The 19,639-nt window shown below is 38.0% G+C and carries 19 protein-coding genes; all 19 read left to right on the forward strand.

Translation table 11 applies throughout. The features are described from left to right. Positions 1-48 precede the first annotated feature (48 nt). The 19 genes from AB3329_RS02025 to AB3329_RS02115 all read left to right on the forward strand — a co-directional run bounded on the left by AB3329_RS02025 (position 49) and on the right by AB3329_RS02115 (position 19,592). Positions 49-765 carry a polysaccharide biosynthesis tyrosine autokinase gene (locus AB3329_RS02025; RefSeq protein ID WP_368394077.1) on the forward strand — a complete coding sequence of 239 codons (717 nt, stop codon included), beginning with the start codon at positions 49-51 and terminating at the stop codon, positions 763-765. A 19-nt stretch (positions 766-784) separates the two neighbouring features. After that, positions 785-2,164, forward strand: coding sequence for a sugar transferase (locus AB3329_RS02030; RefSeq protein WP_368394078.1), 1,380 nt, complete (start codon positions 785-787; stop codon positions 2,162-2,164). A gap of 39 nt (positions 2,165-2,203) precedes the next feature. Then, positions 2,204-3,652, forward strand: coding sequence for a flippase (locus AB3329_RS02035; RefSeq protein WP_368394079.1), 1,449 nt, complete (start codon positions 2,204-2,206; stop codon positions 3,650-3,652). 120 nt (positions 3,653-3,772) lie between these two features. Beyond that, complete coding sequence (glf, locus tag AB3329_RS02040) at positions 3,773-4,882, forward strand: UDP-galactopyranose mutase (protein ID WP_368394080.1); 1,110 nt, start codon at positions 3,773-3,775, stop codon at positions 4,880-4,882. Between the two features lie 11 nt (positions 4,883-4,893). Then, entirely contained in the window at positions 4,894-5,685 is a 792-nt protein-coding gene (locus AB3329_RS02045; RefSeq protein WP_368394081.1) for a DUF4422 domain-containing protein, read from the forward strand. A gap of 214 nt (positions 5,686-5,899) precedes the next feature. Then, a complete protein-coding gene (locus AB3329_RS02050; protein ID WP_368394082.1) occupies positions 5,900-7,072 on the forward strand; it encodes a hypothetical protein in 1,173 nt (390 codons plus the stop codon). A gap of 13 nt (positions 7,073-7,085) precedes the next feature. After that, the gene (locus AB3329_RS02055; RefSeq protein ID WP_368394083.1) at positions 7,086-8,093 is read left to right on the forward strand and encodes a glycosyltransferase family 2 protein; all 1,008 of its coding nucleotides are present in this window, start codon (positions 7,086-7,088) and stop codon (positions 8,091-8,093) included. A gap of 474 nt (positions 8,094-8,567) precedes the next feature. Beyond that, entirely contained in the window at positions 8,568-9,554 is a 987-nt protein-coding gene (locus AB3329_RS02060) for a stealth family protein (protein WP_368394084.1), read from the forward strand. A 75-nt stretch (positions 9,555-9,629) separates the two neighbouring features. After that, the gene (locus AB3329_RS02065) at positions 9,630-10,766 is read left to right on the forward strand and encodes a glycosyltransferase (protein ID WP_368394085.1); all 1,137 of its coding nucleotides are present in this window, start codon (positions 9,630-9,632) and stop codon (positions 10,764-10,766) included. After that, positions 10,759-11,808 carry a glycosyltransferase gene (locus tag AB3329_RS02070; protein WP_368394086.1) on the forward strand — a complete coding sequence of 350 codons (1,050 nt, stop codon included), beginning with the start codon at positions 10,759-10,761 and terminating at the stop codon, positions 11,806-11,808. Before AB3329_RS02065 ends, AB3329_RS02070 begins: the two co-directional genes overlap by 8 nt. Before the next feature lie 386 nt (positions 11,809-12,194). After that, positions 12,195-12,410 carry a hypothetical protein gene (locus AB3329_RS02075; RefSeq protein WP_368394087.1) on the forward strand — a complete coding sequence of 72 codons (216 nt, stop codon included), beginning with the start codon at positions 12,195-12,197 and terminating at the stop codon, positions 12,408-12,410. 5 nt (positions 12,411-12,415) lie between these two features. After that, complete coding sequence (locus AB3329_RS02080) at positions 12,416-13,252, forward strand: McbB family protein (RefSeq protein ID WP_368394088.1); 837 nt, start codon at positions 12,416-12,418, stop codon at positions 13,250-13,252. Continuing rightward, positions 13,249-14,055: a nitroreductase family protein gene (locus tag AB3329_RS02085; RefSeq protein ID WP_368394089.1), complete on the forward strand. Its 807-nt coding sequence runs from the start codon at positions 13,249-13,251 to the stop codon at positions 14,053-14,055. Before AB3329_RS02080 ends, AB3329_RS02085 begins: the two co-directional genes overlap by 4 nt. Then, entirely contained in the window at positions 14,052-15,005 is a 954-nt protein-coding gene (locus AB3329_RS02090) for a YcaO-like family protein (protein ID WP_368394090.1), read from the forward strand. Before AB3329_RS02085 ends, AB3329_RS02090 begins: the two co-directional genes overlap by 4 nt. Before the next feature lie 10 nt (positions 15,006-15,015). Then, entirely contained in the window at positions 15,016-16,050 is a 1,035-nt protein-coding gene (locus AB3329_RS02095) for a YcaO-like family protein (protein ID WP_368394091.1), read from the forward strand. 33 nt (positions 16,051-16,083) lie between these two features. Next, positions 16,084-16,815 carry a hypothetical protein gene (locus AB3329_RS02100; RefSeq protein WP_368394092.1) on the forward strand — a complete coding sequence of 244 codons (732 nt, stop codon included), beginning with the start codon at positions 16,084-16,086 and terminating at the stop codon, positions 16,813-16,815. A 1-nt stretch (position 16,816) separates the two neighbouring features. Next, positions 16,817-17,473: an ATP-binding cassette domain-containing protein gene (locus AB3329_RS02105; RefSeq protein ID WP_368394093.1), complete on the forward strand. Its 657-nt coding sequence runs from the start codon at positions 16,817-16,819 to the stop codon at positions 17,471-17,473. Between the two features lie 191 nt (positions 17,474-17,664). Further along, positions 17,665-18,192: a hypothetical protein gene (locus AB3329_RS02110; protein ID WP_368394094.1), complete on the forward strand. Its 528-nt coding sequence runs from the start codon at positions 17,665-17,667 to the stop codon at positions 18,190-18,192. 599 nt (positions 18,193-18,791) lie between these two features. Continuing rightward, complete coding sequence (locus AB3329_RS02115; RefSeq protein ID WP_368394095.1) at positions 18,792-19,592, forward strand: dihydroorotate dehydrogenase electron transfer subunit; 801 nt, start codon at positions 18,792-18,794, stop codon at positions 19,590-19,592. Positions 19,593-19,639: the final 47 nt, after the last annotated feature.

The raw sequence follows: 19,639 nt of genomic DNA on the forward strand, positions 1-19,639 counted from the left end.
TCTATTGAAATCGGATTTCTATACGGGCTTATATATAAGGAGTTTAAAATGGCACAATTAGAATTGGTAAAATCACAGGCCAAAGCTGTTCAGCTGACTAAAGACTATTATAACAGGGTTCGCAAGGCTGTTCAGTTTAAGGGGCGGAACTGCAAAACAATTGTGGTAACCTCTGTTTCGCCGAGCGAAGGGAAAACAACAGTTTCGCTTAATCTGGCTTTGTCTTTTGCCAGAGCAGGTTTTCAAACGCTTTTACTGGATGCTGATGCAGGAAATTCTGCTTTTAGCAACTTTTTTTCTTCTCCGGCAGAAGATAATAAAGGTCTTGTTGATTTTTTTGCAGGTAGATCTGAATTGTCAGATATTATTTGTGAAACGGATGCTGAGCATTTGGTGGTTCTTCCGGCAGGCAGTCCAAATGCCGATCAGGCGGATTTAGATTTATTGCAAAGTGCGGATTTCAGTCAGCTGGTAGAAGCGGTGAGTGATTTATATGATTATGTCATCATTGACACTCCATCCATCGGTTTAGGACTTGACGCTGCAGTTATTGCCCAAAGTACTGATGCCAGTATTCTTGTTGCAGAAGCAGGCAGCACTAAACGGCGTTTTTTAATTAAAGCTAAAAATCAACTGCTACAAAGCGGTTCAGCATTTCTTGGTGTTGTCTTGAATCGAGCGGAGATAGATTCGGACAGCTATGGCCCATATGGGGCTTACGGCAAGCCTATCAAAAAACAGCCGGCTAAAAAGGGAAAAAAGTAAAAGATTGGGAGAGTGGCTAATGTACAGTGAATCATCAGGTTCAAAGATTCTGTTTTTTATTTCAGATATTGTCAGTATCCTTGGTTCATTTTATTTGCTGTCATGGCCGTTTTCTTTTGTTTCGATTTCCAATTTAAAAGGCCTGCTGCCTTTTGTCGTAGCTTTTGTATCTGTCTTATTTTCCCTGTTAGCAAATGATTATACTTATATCCATCAGAGAAGCAGCATTCAGGAAATTCCTTATATTTTTAAGTTTACTGGGGAGTTTTTGCTCGCTTTTATAATGGTTCTCACAGTGGCTTATCTTCCTGAACGGTCATTCACACTGTCTCCTTTTTGGCTTTTAACATTACTGCTTTTGGTTTTTCTGCTGACAAGTTTTTGTCGTTTAGCTGTGCACTATCTGAGCAAAAAGATCAATCAGACGGAAAAGAAGATTATTTTACTAACTCGTTTTACTGATCAGGCTAAAACTGAAGCGCTGCTGAAAAGGCAAAATTGTCAAGTTGCAGCCTATATGAGCCGTCAGCAAAGAGCTGCTCAAATTGATTTGCCCCTATTACAGGATTTTGCAGCTGTTAAAACCTTTTTGCGGCATCATGAAGTAAACGCAGTTTATGTTGATAGTGATGCCAAACAGGACTATTTACTATGGCAGGAGTACTTTACGATTTTAGGTCTGCCGGTTTCTGCAGAAGCGTTGGAATTGCAAAAAAACGGTTTTAGAAAAGTTTCCATTAATCCTTACAGCTGGCCCAAAATTTTAACCTATTCGTTTACCTCTGCCGATTACCGTTTTTTATGCTTAAAAAGGATGCTGGATGTGCTTTTGTCCTTATTTGGTCTTGTTTTTACTGCTGCAGTAGCTCTGTGCATTTATCCGATTGTGCAGAAGCAGTCTAAAGGACCTTTGTTTTTTAAACAAAAGCGTGTCGGGCAGAATGGCAAAATATTTGAGATTTACAAATTTCGCAGCATGTATATAGATGCAGAGGAGCGCAAAAAGGATCTGCTGGCTGTTAATAATGTGACTACGGCTCATATGTTTAAAATGGATAATGACCCCAGAGTCTTTCCATTCGGCCGTAAACTTAGGGACTGGTCAATTGATGAGCTGCCCCAGTTTATCAATGTATTAAAGGGGGAAATGTCTTTGGTGGGGACACGGCCGCCGACAGTTGATGAATACCAAAAATACGAACTTCACCATTTTAAGCGTTTGGCGATGAAGCCTGGTATTACCGGTATGTGGCAAGTGTCCGGCCGCAGTAATATAAAAGATTTTGAAAAAGTGGTTGCTTTAGACTTGGCTTATATTGAACATTGGTCAGTTTGGCTGGATATAAAGATTATTTTGAAAACATTCAAAGTCGTGTTAATGAGAGATGGGAGTAAATAAAGTACTTTCATCTTCCTTAAATTCATAAATGGAGATGAAATGAACCGCTATAATTCTGTTAGATTTAATTTTCTGATGAATTTTATTTTAACAATATCAAACTTTATTTTTCCTCTGCTCACCTTCCCTTATGTTTCCAGAGTACTCGGAGCCAGCGGTGTTGGGACAGTCACCTTTGCAACATCGATTATCTCATATTTCTCAATGGTTGGCATGCTTGGTATCCCTACTTATGGAATCAGGGCCTGTGCTAAGGTAAGGGATAATGAAGAAAAACTGGATAAAACAGTACAAGAGATTATGCTGTTAAATGCTCTTGTTATGCTCTTAGCCTTAATTGCTCTTACCATAGCTGTAGCGATGGTCCCAAAATTGTCTCAGGAGAAGCTGCTTTATCTGCTGATGTCATCAACTTTGGTTTTTAACGTTCTCGGAGTTGATTGGCTTTATAAAGCTTTAGAACGTTATTCTTATATTACTGTTCGTTCAATTGTTTTTAAGTTGCTTTCACTGATACTTATGTTTTTATTAGTGAAAAATTCTGGGAATTATGTCATTTACGGCGGATTGACTGTGTTTGCTGCTGTAGGGTCTAATCTCTTAAACTTTCTGAATCTTCGCCGAATTGTTCATTTAAAGCCGCTGAAGAATCTTGATCTGAAACAGCATCTTAAGCCAACCTTATCTTTCTTTTTGCTCACAGTCTCTTCAACAATCTATTTAAATGTTGATACCACTATTTTGGGTTTTGTCAAAGGAGACACAGAGGTTGGTTATTATTCTGCGGCAGTTAAGGTCAAACAAATTCTTGTCAGTATCGTGACATCTTTGGGAGCTGTTCTTTTGCCCCGTTTATCTTTCTATTTCGAAAAAAAACGTCATGAAGATTTCAAATATCTAGTACAAAAAGCTTTGAACTTTGTATTTGTTGTTGCGGTGCCTTTAGTTGTTTATTTTATTATCACTTCTAAAGAAAGTATCCTCTTTTTATCAGGTGATGCTTTTTTACCGGCAGTACTGCCTATGCAGCTTATTCTGCCGACTGTCTTATTCATTGGCCTTTCCAATCTGATGGGCATGCAGATATTGGTTCCGACTAATAGAGAAAAATTAGTTGTGGTCTCGACAATTGTGGGTGCAGTCGTTGATATTTTGCTTAATATATTTTTAATCCCTTTGCTGGGAGCCAGCGGGGCAGCGATGGCCAGTACAGCTGCTGAGCTCTCTGTCGCTTTAGTGCAGCTCTATTTTTTGCGGGAATTGGTCTTGCCTATGTTTAAACATATTAGCTTAAGTAAAATTGCTGTCAGTGCAGGATCTGCCTTGCTATTTACCCTAATTTTAAAAGGACTGCTTGATGTCGGTACCTTTTTAATGCTTGTCTGCACAGCCTTTGGTTTCTTTGTAGTCTATGGTATCCTCTTGCTGCTTATGAAAGATGCGTTTACAACAGAGATTGTCACTTCTTTTTTAGAAAAAATAACCTAAATACGACCTAAAATCTTAGTGAAAAAGATAGTATCCCTTGCGGTGCCTAGCATCGTCCTTCCTCTTTTTATATGGATTTGAATCGGTCTTTGAAACTTGTTTAAAGGAGTCAGTGAATAAATGTCCCAATATGATTATTTAGTTGTCGGTGCAGGTCTTTTTGGTGCTGTTTTTGCTCATGAGGCAGCACTTAAGGGTAAAAGAGTTAAAGTTATTGAAAAGCGCAGCCACCTTGCGGGGAATATCTATACCGAAAAAGTGGAAGATATCCATGTGCATACATACGGTGCTCATATTTTTCATACATCGGATAAAGCCATTTGGGATTATGTTAATCAATTTGCTGAGTTTAACCGCTACACTAACTCACCTATTGCAAATTACAAGGGAGAGATTTACAATCTTCCTTTCAATATGAACACGTTTAATCGATTGTGGGGAGTAGTAACTCCCGAGCAGGCGATGGCCAAGATTGAAGAGCAGCGGGCAGTGCTTGATGGCAAAAAGCCGGAGAATCTGGAAGAACAGGCGATTTCTCTTGTCGGAACTGACATTTACGAAAAGTTGATTAAAGATTATACAGAAAAACAATGGGGAAAAGCCTGTCGTGACCTTCCAGCTTTCATCATTCGCCGCTTACCTGTTCGTCTGACTTACGATAATAATTATTTTAATGATACCTATCAGGGAATTCCAATCGGCGGCTATACACAAATTGTCGAAAAGCTGCTGGAACATCAAAATATAGACCTTGAAGTTAATGTTGATTTCTTTGCAGACAAGGCCGCTTACCTTAAACATTTTCCTAAAATTATTTTCACCGGGATGATTGACCAGTTCTTTGATTATCAATTGGGTGAATTGGAATATCGAAGTTTGCAGTTTGAAACAGAGGTTCTGGATAAGGAAAATTATCAGGGAAATGCAGTCGTCAATTATACTGATGCTGAAACACCTTATACACGTATTATTGAGCATAAGCACTTTGAATTCGGCACTCAATCAAAAACCGTTATTACTAAGGAATTTCCAAAAACTTGGAAGCAGGGAGATGAGCCTTATTATCCTGTTAACAACGAGCGTAACAATAGGCTGTACAAGGCTTATAAAGCTTTAGCGGATAAAGAGCAGCAGGTTATCTTTGGCGGCCGTTTGGGGCAGTATCGCTATTATGATATGCACCAAGTCATTGCTGCTGCCTTACAGTGTGTGAAAAAAGAAGTAAGATAGAGAGGAAGCCTGTGAAACAGATAAAGATTCTTGTGGCGACCCATAAACCCTTTCAGATGCCTGCTGATAGAGAACTTTATCTCCCGCTTCATGTCGGCCGAGCAGACAAGGAAGACTTAGGTTATCAGGGGGATGATACGGGTGACAATATTTCACATTTGAATCCTTACTATTCCGAGCTGACAGGGCTTTACTGGGCTTGGAAAAATCTTAGCTATGATTATTTGGGCCTTGTTCATTATCGGCGCTATTTCACTGCCAAAACTCGGCATTATCATGAAGATTTGAAAATTGATGAGGTCGTTCTGTCACAGGAGGAAGTTAATGATCTACTTGATGAAAGTGAGATTATTGTTCCTAAAAAACGCCGATACTATATTGAGACGCTGTATTCTCATTATGACCATACTTTAGATGGCAGTCACTTAGATCTGACGAGACAAATCATCTCTCAACTGTCGCCAGAATACCTTTTAGCTTTTGATCAGGTGATGCAGCAAAGAAGTGGCTATATGTTCAATATGTTTATTATGAAGAAGGAATTTGTAGATGATTATCTCTCTTGGCTGTTTCTTATTCTTGATGAGCTGTATCAAAAAATTGATATCAGCCAGCTGTCAGCTTTTGAAGCGAGATTGTTTGGCCGTGTCAGCGAATTGCTGTTCAATGTCTGGCTGGCAAAAAGGCAGCTGACTCCTAGAGAAGTCCCTTTTATCTATTTGGAAAAAATCAATCACTTTCAAAAAGGAAAAGCTTTCCTGAAGGCTAAATTTTTCGGAGAAAAGTACGGAAAAAGCTTTTAGCTGCTGAAGCCATCGAAGTACCCCGATTTTACTTACAGTTTTTCAGCTGAACTCCCTTTTTCTCTACAGCCTTTATATCTTGTGAACTGAACACGGCCTAAGAGCTGTGCAAAAAAGATAAAATTTCCTAGAGTCTTAGCGACTCTTCGTCAATTTTCCTATTTTTGCTTTGCTCTTTAAACGGCCTTTGTATCTTGTGTTAAGGAAGTGTTAAATGGTTAATGCACAAACACGTCTGGATTTTTTAAGGACAGATGAACTGTTGTTTTTTATGTCATTTGTCCCTTACCTAATTATTGAAATGTTTGGAACGACAATGTTTCCAATGCCTTATTTCTTGCACTCTGTGGCGAAGGCTGTTTTGATTTTTGCAGTCATCAGTGTCTTCTTTAAGAAGACTTGGTCTGTTTACTTTTTTCTTGTGTCAGCTGTCTTTTCTCTGACGGGAATATTGGTTTGGAATGCAACAAGTGATACAGGTGTTTTAGTATTAACTATTTTAATGATGGGGGCTTACAAGATTGATGTTAGAAAAATCATAACAGTTTATTTGCTTATTGCTGGGCTTATAACTGCTCTGGCTTTTGCCTTTTCTTTACTTGATCTTATTCCCAATTTACAGTATATCAGGCCGGATACCGGTGCTGTCCGTAATTCTTTTGGCATCATTTATCCGACAGATTTTGCAGCCCATATCTTTTATCTTTACCTGTTTTCAGTCTACCTGTTCTTATGGAAGAGACCTTGGCTGATGTCAGTGATAGGTGTTCTCACTGCTTTATTCCTGATTCGATTTTCTGATGCACGTCTGGATGCACTGACAATCTTGATTACGGCTTTCATCTTTGTAACGATTCGTTATTTGCAAAAAGGACGCTTTCATAAGATTTTATCGCTTTCTGCATTAACGACAGTGTTTCTTGCTTATCTTTCTTACTATCTGACAACTCATTTTAATGCCAGACAGGGGCTTTATGCCCGAATAAATGGCCTGACTTCCGGGCGCTTGTCCTTAGGAAAAAGTGCACTTGATTTATATGGGGTTAGACCTTTTGGCCAAGTCATAGAGTTTATTGGCAATGGCGGCAGCACAGAGGCCGTTTCAAATTATAATTTTGTGGACAGTTCCTACTTAAAAGTAATGTTGCTGTATGGTTCAGTTTTTATTATTCTTTTTGTTGTTTTAACAACTGTTCGTTCTATTCAAAGTGTAATCAGCAATGACTACTATACTTTAGCTGTTCTCATTGCCGTTGCCATTAACAGTATGGTTGCTCACCACTTAATTGAGCCCTATTATAATGTTTTTTCAATCTTGCTGCTGGCTGATTTTGTGCAAGGCAGAGATAGAAGGATAAAGTCAGTGCGCTTAACAGATGTAACCTAAGGAAAGGCAGACAATGAATCACAAGATTAGTGTTATTGTTCCTGTTTATAATGTTGAAGAGTATCTCAAACGTTGTTTGGACTCATTGGTCAATCAGACTTATGAGCATTTAGAAATTATTATTGTTAATGATGGCAGTCAGGATCACTCATTGGCTATTGCAGAAAGTTTTGCTCGAAAAGATAAGCGTATCAACATTATTAATCAAGAAAATGCCGGTCTTAGTGCTGCCAGAAATACGGCCTTACAGCATATTACCGGTGATTACGTTGCTTTTTTAGACTCTGATGACTGGCTGGAAAAAGATGCCTATGCTTATATGTTACAGCTTTTAATGGAAAAAGACGCTGATATTTGCGTTGGAGCAATCAGACGGGCAGCCCAAAAAAGTCCACTGTCTCAAGATGCTCCTCCTAAAGAAGTACTGCTGACACAGGAAGCTTACGCCAAAAAGTATTTTAAAATAGATAGTCAGTCTATTGAGTATTATGTCTGGAATAAACTTTATAAGCGTCAGGTGGTAGAAGGGGTTGTTTTTCCTGAAGGCCTCTATGCTGAAGATGTTCCAGCAACTTTTCGATATATTTTAAACGCTCAAAAAATTGTTGTGACTGATAAAATTATTTACAATTATTTTATCAACAACCATGGTTTAACGGCAACGTTTACAGCAAAAAAATTTGATGTTTTACAGGCTTGGGATATGGTCGTAGAAGCTGCTAATCATTCAGGACATGCTGACTACATGACTTGGGCAGAGCTAAACCGCCAGCGAGCCGACTTCGCTCTTTTGACAGAGCTGTCTTTATCCCCCAAATTCGATGCTCTTAAAAATGAATTTGAGCAGGAGATAAGGCTCTTATCGCAGCGTTTGAAGCAGAATAAGACTAATTTACTAAGTGCGCCTCTTCCTATCAGCCGAAAACTCCTCATCAGACTTTATAGCTGGAATTATATATTTTTCGCACATTTTGTTAACTTATGTGTTAAACTAAAAGAGCACTTAAAAAAAGTTTTATAAAGTTTATACAGATTATTATTTAAAACTCTTATGAACTTGTTCATTTGTGCTTTAGATAATACAGTTTAGCTTCATAAAAAAACTGTGTTAAAACTGGCGTTTGTATATACTTATAAAGACAGCTTAAAAACTTTTGAAGATTTTAAAGATGAGTGTAGCTTAAGCTTTTTAAGAATAAGCAGTCAGTATCTTTAATTCTATCCTGTCTGATGAAGGAATTTTACTTGGAGAGTGGGAAATGTTGAGCTTTAATAGCGCCTGTATGCTCCCTCACTCCCCAATTTTTTGTATCTTAATGAAACTAACACGGCCTAAGAGCTGTGCAAAAAGACTTGCCTTTAAGTGCTGACTTCACAGTTAGCCGACTGCCCCCTTCTAGCCGACCTGCCTGAGGTGCGTCTGCGAAATCGAAGATTTCGGACTTACCGTCTTTTTGCTTTGCTTTTTTTACGGTCTTTGTATCTAAATGGAGGTATGGGAGCCATCGAAAAGATTGATTTTGTTGTTTTATGGGTTGATGACAGTGATGATAATTGGTTAAAAGAAAAAGCGAGATGGGTTCAGGGAGCTGATTCTGCAGCTGAAAACCCAAAGCTTTACAGAGATTATGGGACTTTTTATTATTGGTTCCGCATGGTAGAGCAGCATGCTCCGTGGGTTAATAAAATTCACCTTGTCACCAATGGTCAGCTTCCTGAATGGTTAAATACTGCTCATCCTAAATTAAATTTGGTTAAGCACGATGATTTTATACCTTCGGAATACCTTCCGACTTTTAATTCTGCTGCGATCGAACTCAATTTACACCGTATACCGAATTTGGCAGAGCACTTTGTCCTTTTTAATGATGATATGTTTTTAGTTAAGGATTCACAGCCGGAAGATTTTTTTGTCCTAGGTTTGCCTAAATTATTTGCAGTCTATAATCCTATTGTCCCTAATGAAGCATTCAGCCATGTTTTATTTAACAATACTGAAATTATTTGCAAATATTTTCCAAAAAAAAAGGCCTTTAGACAAAGTCCTTTTAAATTTCTTTCTCCCAAATACGGTCCGCTTTTGCTGAAAAATCTGCTAATGCTGCCTTGGCAGATTACAGGCTATCACAACTTACATCTTCCTCATCCGATAAGAAAGTCAACTTTGGCTCTTCTGTGGCAAAAAGAGCCCGAAGCTTTTATCAGAACTTCTCGGCATAGGATAAGAGATTACTGGCAGGATATTAACCATTATTTATGCGCTTATTGGCAGATTGAAACAGGTCAGTTTGTTCCCTTAGAAAAAGGCAAAGGAATTTTTTTGACTATAGACGAAGTAGATAAGCTGCCCGATTTACTTACTAATGTCAAAACTAAAATGGTTTGCATCAATGATGTCCCTGATGCCAAACCAAGGTATTTTAAGCAGCTAAATGATGTGCTTAAACAGCATTATCCTAATCAATCGCAGTTTGAGCAGTAATGGTATGTACTAAAATATGCTTAGCTGACTCTATGACCTTAATATATTAAACCCGCTATTTTCAGGATTTTAACTATGTATAAAATATTAATTATCGGTATGTCACCGGTACTTGCCGGAACAGAAACGTTTATTATGAATTATTACCGGCATCTGGACACCCAAAAATTTCATGTTGACTTTATCAAACGGACAAAAGAACCGATTATTTTTGAGGATGAAATTTTACAAAAGGGTTCTAATATATACTATCTTCCCCGAAAAGGAAAAACGCCGCGATCATATCAAAAGTACAAAAAAGCAGTTCGGACTTTTTTTGAAGAACATGGCAAGGACTATGATGCGATTTGGCATAATGCTATGAGTATTCCTAATATTGACTTGCTAAATTATGCTAAAAAATACGGGATTAAGGAACGTATTATACACAGTCATAATTCGCAATGGCGCGGCAATGCTGCCAGGTTTGTGCTGCATCAAAGGAATAAGCGACGGATTAAAAAAGTTGCTACCCAGTTTTTTGCCTGTTCTGATTTAGCCGCTCAGTATATGTATGGCCCAGATTTTTCTGGAGAAGCCCGTATTATCCAGAATGCTATTGATAAGGACAATTTTGCTTTTTCTGCTGCCGGACGTGATGAGCTGAGGACTCAGCTGGGCTGGTCCCATAAAAAGATCATCGGCAATGTCGGCCGTTTAGATATTCTAAAAAATCAGCCTTTTTTGATTGATGTATTTCACGCAGCTTTGCAGATGGATGACAGTTTAAGATTAGTTATTATCGGTCAGGTTGCAGGTGCACATAGTACGGCAGCAAAAATAAAGAAAAAAATTAGCGACTATGGCATCGAAGATAAAGTGCTTTTAGCAGGCAGCCAAACTGATATGAGAAAGTGGCTGAGCGCTTTTGATCTCTTTGTTTTACCCTCTCTTTCTGAAGGGCTTCCGCTTTCTGCGGTTGAAGCACAGGCTAACGGTTTACCGGTTCTGGTCAGCGATGCTGTCACTAAGGAGCTGAAAATTTTAGACAGCACTGCTTATTTATCGCTGGATGAGGATATCAGAGTTTGGGCACAGAAAATTATTTCTATGCTGACAATGGAACGCAGCCAGCAGGAAACGATTACCCACCGCTTCGCTGAAAAGCGCTTTGATATTACAAAGCAGGTCAAGGATGTGGAGTCTATTTTATTAGGAGAAAAATTTGAATAAATACCAGATAGTTGAAGCTTACGGCGCATTTATGCATGCTGGCAGCAAGGCAACCAATGATTGTGTATCAATACTGAATAAGGCTGGTTTTAAGCCTCTGGTTGTTACTGGGATCATCGATAAAAAAGGTTTACTAGCCAAACTTTATCGACAAGGACACTATTATAAAGATTGGAGAAAAATCTATCAAACCATTGAGCAGGATTCTGTTTTGATCCTCCAGCATCCTTTCAGAAGAAAGCAGCTGGGACGCTACCATTTCTTAACTAAGCTTAAACATGAGAAAAGAGTTCAGATTATTTCCTTGCTTCATGATGTAGAGTTGATTAGAAATATTTATGAGCTCTCTTTTTATGAGAAAGAGCTTAAGCAGATGCTGGCTTATGCTGATAAAATCATTGTTCACAATGCTAAAATGAAAGAGTGGTTTATTAATTATGGAGTAGAAGAAGACCGTTTGGTCGATTTAGAAATTTTTGATTATCTCAATCAGGAACCTCTGAATAAAAAGATTGACTTTGCTCCAAGTATCGTTATTGCCGGAAATTTGAGTCATGAGAAGAGTCCCTATATTTATAAACTTGGAGACTTAAATCCATTGTCTATTGAGCTGCTGGGAATCAATTATCAGCCTAAAGACAAGGCTGCCAATATCCATTATAAAGGCTCCTTCCCTGCAGATGCTGTTCCTGCTGAGCTGAACCATGGTTTTGGCCTAGTTTGGGACGGCGGCGACTTGTCAACCTGTTCAGGCCCCACCGGTGAGTATCTGAGGTACAATAATCCGCATAAACTGTCTTTGTATTTATCATCTGGTCTTCCGGTCATTATTTGGTCTCAGGCGGCTCTGGCTGATTTTGTAAAGGAGAATCAGCTTGGGATTACAGTGGATTCGCTTTACGATCTCCAAGCCATTCTAAGTAAAATCAGTCAAGAAGACTACCTAACTTTTTGCAGCAATGTCAAAAAAGTGATGAAAGCCATGCAAAACGGAGACTACTTAAAAAAAGCCATCGATAAAAGCATGCTTCCCTTAAAATAAATTTATGAACTTATAACATAAGACAGACCTTGCTGCCGCTTTTCAACTTTATAGAAAAGCGGCTTTTTTTACGTTTGTGTTACGTTTAGAATTTTCTGTAAAATCCCTTGACTTGTGTTTTAAATCGAATTATAATAAAGACATCTTTGTATTATCCGCTTTAAAAATATATCTAAGCTTTTTTTAAACGTCAATGAGCAAAATATCATTTTAAAAAACGAATAATATAAAAGAAGACTGAGCCAAGCCTCTGCTTGTGGCTTGGTTAATCAGCAGAAATAAGAGAAGGGAGTGAGTAGGAACTTATTTTATTGGAATGAGAATTTTATAATCGATGCAAATTTTAGATAAAGAATTATATTTTGAAAAACATTAAGGAGGATAATATGAAACCTAACTATGTAATTAAAGAAAATGAGATTGTTAACACTCAAACCAAAAGTATGACCAAGGTTGTTCATGATTGGAACAGCGACGATAATAGTTGGGGAGTAACTGTGATGAATAATGATAGAGCAAGGCTTCATGAATTTAGCGACGCACGTGACTTCTATATTATGTGTTGTTGCTGCGCAAACGGGGGAACCGGTTCCTTAAGTTAAGTGCTATGGAAAAATTTAAAATAAAGCCATTTTTGCTGTATGATATCAATCAGGATGAAACAGTATTACAGACAGATGCTTCACTATCCATTTTAAAAAATCGGCAGATGATTGATTTCTTAAAAACAATTGAAGATGCAAGTTTTATTTCATCTCAAGATGTGCTTGCTGTATTTAAAGAAAAATATGAGTCTGCCCTTCAATTTTTAAAATCTCAAACTATTTTGACAGAAGCAATTGACTTAAATTTTTCGGTTCAGAAAATCTATTTTGTCTATAACGGAAAACTAAATGAACAGTTTATCCCTCGCAGCTTTGATAATGTTTCTGTGGAGATTAAAAAGCTGGATGAAATAGTACCTGAGACGATAGATGATAATTCTCTTCTTGTCGTAATGCTGAATTCTTATCATACCAGATATGTTAAACAGTTGTATGATACTGTTAACAGCAAGCCAAACAGCTTTTTGTTGACGGTCTTTTACTACGGTTTTAAGTACTACATAGATAATGTTTATCATGCAGATTGGTCTGTGCCTTCCCATTTCGATCATATCGGTCTTATAAGAACAACTTTGCCTGATGCAGAGGAACATTTATCCTATCATTCACTTGTAAGTGCCATACTCGAAAAAGAGCCTTATTTTAATAATGAAAAAAGGCTTAGTGATATCGAACAGATTTTTTTAATCAATACAGTAATGCTTAAAATTTATGAGCTGTTTTCTATGGATGATAAAGAAGCGCTGAGTCAGTCCAGTCTGTTAGAGACCGTCGAAATTAATTTATCAACCAGGAAAATAGCCAGAGATACAGCAATTTTTTGGGAGCTTCTAGAATGACTGATGATATCAACAATAATTATTATTATGATAATTCAATAAATAAACAGTATCAAAATGAGAAAGATATTCCTGTTATACGTGACATTAATAAATTTCATCAAAAGTCAGTGTTTATTAGCCCAAGAGGCAATCAAAAAAAGCATCTGAATCCATTATTGGAATCTTACCTCATTGAGACAGAAAAAAAGCTGCCAAAAATTGAAATCTATGAGGAAGCTATTCCACTTGATGCTGTTGATATTGACAACAAAGGATCATTTCGTTACTTCAACTCAGATTTAAATTTTCAAGAAATAAGCACTGTCCTCAATCACTCATTTGGTATTGATAAGAAGAATCTGCATAGAAGATTTCCGTCAGCAGGTGGGCTATATCCTGTTTATCCCCTTTTTATACAGTTGCAAGATAATATGGAAGTTAGTGGGCTGCCACGCGGTTATTATTATTTTGACAGTATTCAGAATCAGCTATTAAAATTAGGTAAACTTGATAGTCAGATTAATGGTAGAGCAGTGGAGTTTGCTATAAGTGACGAAAAGCCTCCCTTATCCAATCAGCTGATTGTTTATGTAGGTGACTTAGAAAGAGTTGTATCTAAGTATAACTACTTGGGCTATAAACATTTATTTATAGAAACAGGAATGATGGCACAAAGTTTGAGAGAAGCACTGACTTTAATATCTGGTGCAGGGGATCTTTCAATATCAGGTTTTAGGCATAATCTTTTAGCCAAACACTTAAATCTGTCATTAAGCAGCAATTTAATCACTATGATTCAATGGATAGGAAAAGATACATGAAAAACCGTTTTTGCCATTTTCCACATAAACCCCTTTTTCTGGATTATTATGTTTCATCAATCAAACCCGGCAAAATTTCCTATCGAAATAGGAGTGGCCCTGCAGGCGGAAATGCTATCGATAAGAGAGCTGATCTCTCAATGTTAAAAGCTTTCGCTGAATCTTTGGACAGAAGGTCGGCTATCTTTTGGTACAATCAGCGAGAGCAGATTGATTCTTATGATATTGTAACGGGATCAATATGTAAAATAGAAAAGGCCTTGTTTGCTTTAAATGACCACCCGCTTTCTTATAGAGATACTACTGGGACAGCAGCACATACAAATGGAGAGGCTGCTGTCCGCAATTCTCTGCAGGAGCTTTTCCAGAAAAATGCTCTTGCTTTAATGTGGTATGCACAGCGTTGCTACAAGGAAACGTTTAAAGGGATTGACCTCTTAATAAATGATGATTTTTTTCCTGTTTACCATACATTGATTTTGCTGGAATTAGATGGTAGAAGCTGTTTTGGAATGGGCAGCTCAGTGGATTGTAAAACAGCCTGCCAACAGGCTTTTGAAGAGGCTCTGCTGTTGCTGTATGAAAATTCTCATGCAGAATTTCTTTCTCAAAGCTCTCCCAGACTGACTTATCAGATGACCGGTGAAAAGCAGAAAAAACATTTTAAATGCTTGATTAAGGGTGCTGCAGAGAGACTATCTGATTTGACAGATAAAAAGGAGTTGCAGTATGAGATTGAAGAGCTTGTTCCTAATTGGGTTAGCCATGTCTATATCACACTGCTTCCAAATGCTTATAATCCATCGTTTAAGGTGGTTAAAAGTTATTCTCCGGATCTATTTCCGTCGCTTCCCTATAAGTCTCTTGTATTGGCAGCTGAGGAAAAAAGCATTTTACAGTTAATTAATAAAAATGAACTTGCAGGAGTACCTGATATTCCAAGTTTATAAGGGAGGAAAAATGAAGCACACCTTATCTGGAATTCATCACCATTTATATACAGACAAACTGTTATTTAAAAATGAATATTTGGCCAGAATAAGCACAGATGTTGCAGGAAGTCAAGGAATCGGTAAGTCTGACCAAAAAATAGATGCTATTCGAAAAGCATTTGGTGAAAACTTTGAGAGAAAAGAGCTGTTTAGCTGGATCAATGTTTTTAAAAAATCTGGTACAGTCACTTTTTTCAATGGGAATCTCTCATTTGAACAGCAGTCTAATTTTCAGCTACTAGCTGGTGATACTAATAAGGATACCTCCGGGGTTGCTATGGGAAGCTGTTCTGCTATGGCAGTTGAACATGCTTTTTATGAATTTATTGAACGTCAAAGCTTTGTATATAGTTTTTTAACAAAATCAGCAGGACTCAGACTTAATCATTTAGTCCGTGAGATTGGTCTAGATTTGTTAAACAGAGGAGAGTACTTTGTTAACGATATTAGCATTGTTCCAGATGTATCTGTTGTTATTTTCATTTACTGGACTGAAAATCATTTCTCCATGGGACTTGGGAGTCATAAAAATCAATATGATGCATTTATAAAAGCTTTCGGCGAAGCTTCAGGATTTGGCGGTCATTTATTTCCTAATTCCGCAAAAGAAGAAGTTTCTTTTGCGGAGTTTATTACGGGTCAGAATGACACGCGCAATGCCTATACAGACTATTTTGAAAACCATGTTTCTTTGAAGGTGCTGCTACAGGCCTATGATTATTTGAAAGAGGGTGAGTATCAGGAAAATTGGAAATTCAGCAAAGAAGGATTTTCGATAGATGATATTTTTATGGCCTCTAAGCATCTCCATATTCCTATCAGCCTTCAGAAAATTGAGACAGCTTCAGAAGCAAATTTTGGCAGACTAGTTAGAGTTTTTTCTGCTGAAGCTTATCCTTCCATTAATAATAGTGAAATTAATCCACGCAAATATAATATCTCATATTACAAAGATCAGCGGCAGACTTTCCCCAATGAAGGAAAGTATCTGCCCTTTCCTTAGAATTAGCTCATGAAGCGGAGGTTATAATCAGCAATGCTAAAGAAACTGCTGACACTGTTCAAATTTCAGCTCAACATTACACTGTCCAATAAATTCTTCTTAGTCTATACCCTTTTATTACCTGCTGTTAATCTCTTGCTTGCCTTGAACAGAAGAGGAGCAGAGCTGAGTGTCCAGGAGAAATATGTCTTTTTAGTCCCTTATGTGGTCTATATTGTGGTGATCGGTATGCTGTTTGGCTGGGCAGGAAATATTGTTTCTCTCAGAGAAAACAACTATCTTAAAGTCTTTTCCAGTTTAGCAGGTTCGAAATATTATATTTTTGTTGTTAATCTATTCGTTAATTTTCTCTTAACAGCAGTGCAGGTCAATATTCTTCTGTTTATTTTTGAATTCATAAGCAGAAGTTTTGATGCCCAGCTTTTTTTCCTTTTTAATGGCTTAACCTTTCTGGGAGTAGGTATCTGTTTTTTTGCTTTTGCCGTTTTCTTAAAATTGACCGTAAATGCGGTGACTTTACAGGCAGTACTGACGTCTTATCTGCTTTTATCCCTTGTATCCTTAGAGTATGCTCCCGAAAATACTATTTTAAGTACCCTTTTTCATTTTCTGAATGTTTTTTCATTACTTAATGATATTGCTTTAAGTGTCGGCAGCAAGCTGGCGGACAGTCTCCCGCTCTGTCTTTCTGTCCTGGCTTGGCTTCTTGTCGGCAGTTACTGCTTAAAAGCGTCATCAGTATTTTCAAAAAAGGATAGGAATTAACATGAAAATAGAAAATTTTAACTTGACCATCAATCAGGATTTGCTTTTGGACAATGTCAGTATTTTTTTTGATGATGAGAAATTAAATTTGATTTTGGGCAGAAACGGTGTGGGTAAGACGATGTTGCTGGATTTAATTTCTAACTTAGATAATAACAGACCCTTAAATTTTCGTGACTTTCCTGACAGCAGGCAGATTATTTACCACAGCCAGGGACTTCCTTTTATTGCTGAGGCAACAGTAAAAGATACGATTGCTTTAATAGCTGATTTGTCTAAAGACAGCTCCGCTGCCTTTAAGGAGCTTCCCAAACAAATTAAAAACAATCTTGCTAAACCTTTTGGTGCGCTGTCTATGGGGGAGAGAAGATATTTAACTATCTGGCTGTTTTTACAGATTGAAAGGGAGTTATATATTTTTGATGAGCCCTTTGCTAATTTAGATTTAGGTGTTATCGCAGATATTCTATCTCTTTTTTACGATAAGCTTGATCAGGGAAAGAAGCTGATTATGACCTCCCACCAGTTTGATTTTCTAGTCCCTGAAAAAACACATGTTGCTTTTATTGAAAATCAGACCATAGCCTTTAATGATAATCTTACTGCCTTTTTAGAACGTTATCATTCATTTGGTCAGGCTTTTGACAATGAGCAATAAATTGTTTCTTTACACTGCAAATAAACTTTAAATGTCCGGAAGTTCTAATGGCTGTTTCTGTTTTGCTGCAGAACTTCGGGACTTTTTGATTTTTGCTGAAAATTTTTTTAAATTTCTTCTCTGCCCATTGCTCTTTTATTTTCCATGTGGTATAGTAATAGTAACGAAAATGTAACAAAAAAGTAATAAAAATGGTAAAGAAGAAAATGAAGAAAAAATTAGAAGACTTGGGACAAAACAGCCACCAGCTGCTCATCCAAAAATTGTTAGTGAGCACACATTATTTAACACTTTTTAAAGATGAATTAATTTTAGTAGAAAAGACGCCATCCCTGCTGGGAGGCTCTTTTGCTCCTTCCCTTGTTCAAGCTGAACTGGGTGATATTTTAAAAAGTATAGAAACTTTAGATAAGCAGGAACGTCTGATAAAATCGACCTTTTGGTATGATGAGCATGCCTTTAATTTGTTGAACCAATCACTCAGTATTGTTGATAACTGGATTGAGGGGATTGATCGACTAGTTCAAGTGTGCGAAGAGCAGTCCATTTTTCACACAATTCTTGGCGAAAGCAGGGCGCGTGTTTTTGGTGTGCTCGCAGATGTCTTCTCCTCTCTCAAGGTCATCAATCTGTCGTTAAAGGAAGATTATGTCCATCCGGTACTTTTTGAGCAGATTCGCCTGATGAAGCTGGAAGAAGAAGCACAGCAGGAGCAGTAAAGTAAGAAGTTTTGCTGGTTGACAGTGCTGAGGATTCACGCTATAATATAAAAAATTTGATAGCCTTTAATCAAATCCAGAGAGACTTGTAAGGTTTGCCCAATCAGGGGAACTAGAAGTGTACTTGCTATTTCTGTTCGCTGTACTGTGTTTTATCTTGCTCTTTTTGGAGTAAGATTTTTTTATAAGCACAATACGCTGTATAAAAAATATAGTTTATCAGTCAGTCGCCGTTTCTGATAGCGTACAGTGAAACTGAATTCTAGCAAAGAAAGCTTCATTGTCCTCCCCCTGAAAGGTTCTAGCAGGTCTTTTGGCGTTTTGAGAAAGCAATGATTATTTCAACGGTTTTTGTATCTTGATGAATTGAACACGGCCTAAGCTTTTTGCAAAAAAAAGAGGGTGCCTCTTTAAGTAAGTGCTGACTTCATGGTTAGCCAGCCGTAAACGTCTGAAGGCTTTGTCGTCTTAACGGCCGACCGCACCCTTCTAGTCGTTCTGGCAGAGGTGTGCGCAGACGAAATCACAGATTTCTGGCTTACCGTCATTTTTGCTGTGTGCTTTTAACGGCTTTTGTATCTTGATGGAGGAGGATTGCAGTGAGTGCAGAAGTTCAGGGGAGAACTTTAATTTTAAAAGAGGATATGGCTGTTATCAGTCAGCGGGAAATTGCTTCGGGAATTTTCGAGATGAAACTTTCCGGTGATATGGTTGATGACATGAAAGCGGGTCAGTTTTTGCATTTGCGTGTACCGGATCCCAGTAAACTACTCCGTCGTCCTATTTCCATTTCGCAGATTGATAAAAAATCGAAAACCGCAACGATTATCTATCGTGTGGAGCGCGAAGGGACGGCAATTTTATCTCAGCTGTCTGCAGGCGATACACTTGATGTTATGGGACCGCAGGGGAACGGTTTTGATTTGTCAGTGGTTGCTGCCGGTCAAAAGGTACTTTTAATTGGCGGTGGTATTGGTGTCCCGCCCTTGGTTGAAACAGCGAAGCAGCTGGCTTCCAAGGGAGCTGAGATAGTTTCTGTTCTTGGTTTTTCCAGTCAAAAAGCGATTATTTTAGAGCGGGAGCTGAACCGCTACGGCAAGGTCTATATCACGACAGATGATGGCTCTTATGGCATTAAGGGCTATGTATCGACAGTAATTGACAGTATGTCAGAAACCTTTGCTGCTGTTTATGCTTGCGGTGCTCCGGGAATGCTTAAGTATGTTGATCAAAAATTTGCTCAGCATCCGCATGCTTATTTGTCATTGGAAGCACGAATGGCTTGCGGCATGGGAGCCTGCTATGCCTGTGTTGTACATTTGAAAAATCAGACAGAAGCGGCAAATAAACGGGTCTGTGAGGATGGACCGGTATTTGCGATTGGTCAGATTGAATTCTAAAAAGGAAGGAGATCCGTCTGAAAAACAGCTTTTGTGAAAGTTAGTCA

Source organism: Streptococcus huangxiaojuni, from assembly GCF_040930515.1.
Taxonomy (GTDB): Bacteria; Bacillota; Bacilli; order Lactobacillales; family Streptococcaceae; genus Streptococcus; species Streptococcus huangxiaojuni.

Excerpts from the sequence above, each read along its gene's own strand:
- glf (WP_368394080.1), top strand. The coding sequence starts at position 3,773 with ATGTCCCAATATGATTATTTAGTTGTCGGTGCAGGTCTTTTTGGTGCT.
- AB3329_RS02075 (WP_368394087.1), top strand. The coding sequence starts at position 12,195 with ATGAAACCTAACTATGTAATTAAAGAAAATGAGATTGTTAACACTCAA.
- AB3329_RS02025 (WP_368394077.1), top strand. The coding sequence starts at position 49 with ATGGCACAATTAGAATTGGTAAAATCACAGGCCAAAGCTGTTCAGCTG.
- AB3329_RS02050 (WP_368394082.1), top strand. The coding sequence starts at position 5,900 with ATGGTTAATGCACAAACACGTCTGGATTTTTTAAGGACAGATGAACTG.
- AB3329_RS02030 (WP_368394078.1), top strand. The coding sequence starts at position 785 with ATGTACAGTGAATCATCAGGTTCAAAGATTCTGTTTTTTATTTCAGAT.
- AB3329_RS02035 (WP_368394079.1), top strand. The coding sequence starts at position 2,204 with ATGAACCGCTATAATTCTGTTAGATTTAATTTTCTGATGAATTTTATT.
- AB3329_RS02080 (WP_368394088.1), top strand. The coding sequence starts at position 12,416 with ATGGAAAAATTTAAAATAAAGCCATTTTTGCTGTATGATATCAATCAG.
- AB3329_RS02095 (WP_368394091.1), top strand. The coding sequence starts at position 15,016 with ATGAAGCACACCTTATCTGGAATTCATCACCATTTATATACAGACAAA.
- AB3329_RS02100 (WP_368394092.1), top strand. The coding sequence starts at position 16,084 with ATGCTAAAGAAACTGCTGACACTGTTCAAATTTCAGCTCAACATTACA.
- AB3329_RS02060 (WP_368394084.1), top strand. The coding sequence starts at position 8,568 with ATGGGAGCCATCGAAAAGATTGATTTTGTTGTTTTATGGGTTGATGAC.
- AB3329_RS02090 (WP_368394090.1), top strand. The coding sequence starts at position 14,052 with ATGAAAAACCGTTTTTGCCATTTTCCACATAAACCCCTTTTTCTGGAT.
- AB3329_RS02055 (WP_368394083.1), top strand. The coding sequence starts at position 7,086 with ATGAATCACAAGATTAGTGTTATTGTTCCTGTTTATAATGTTGAAGAG.
- AB3329_RS02065 (WP_368394085.1), top strand. The coding sequence starts at position 9,630 with ATGTATAAAATATTAATTATCGGTATGTCACCGGTACTTGCCGGAACA.
- AB3329_RS02110 (WP_368394094.1), top strand. The coding sequence starts at position 17,665 with ATGGTAAAGAAGAAAATGAAGAAAAAATTAGAAGACTTGGGACAAAAC.
- AB3329_RS02105 (WP_368394093.1), top strand. The coding sequence starts at position 16,817 with ATGAAAATAGAAAATTTTAACTTGACCATCAATCAGGATTTGCTTTTG.
- AB3329_RS02085 (WP_368394089.1), top strand. The coding sequence starts at position 13,249 with ATGACTGATGATATCAACAATAATTATTATTATGATAATTCAATAAAT.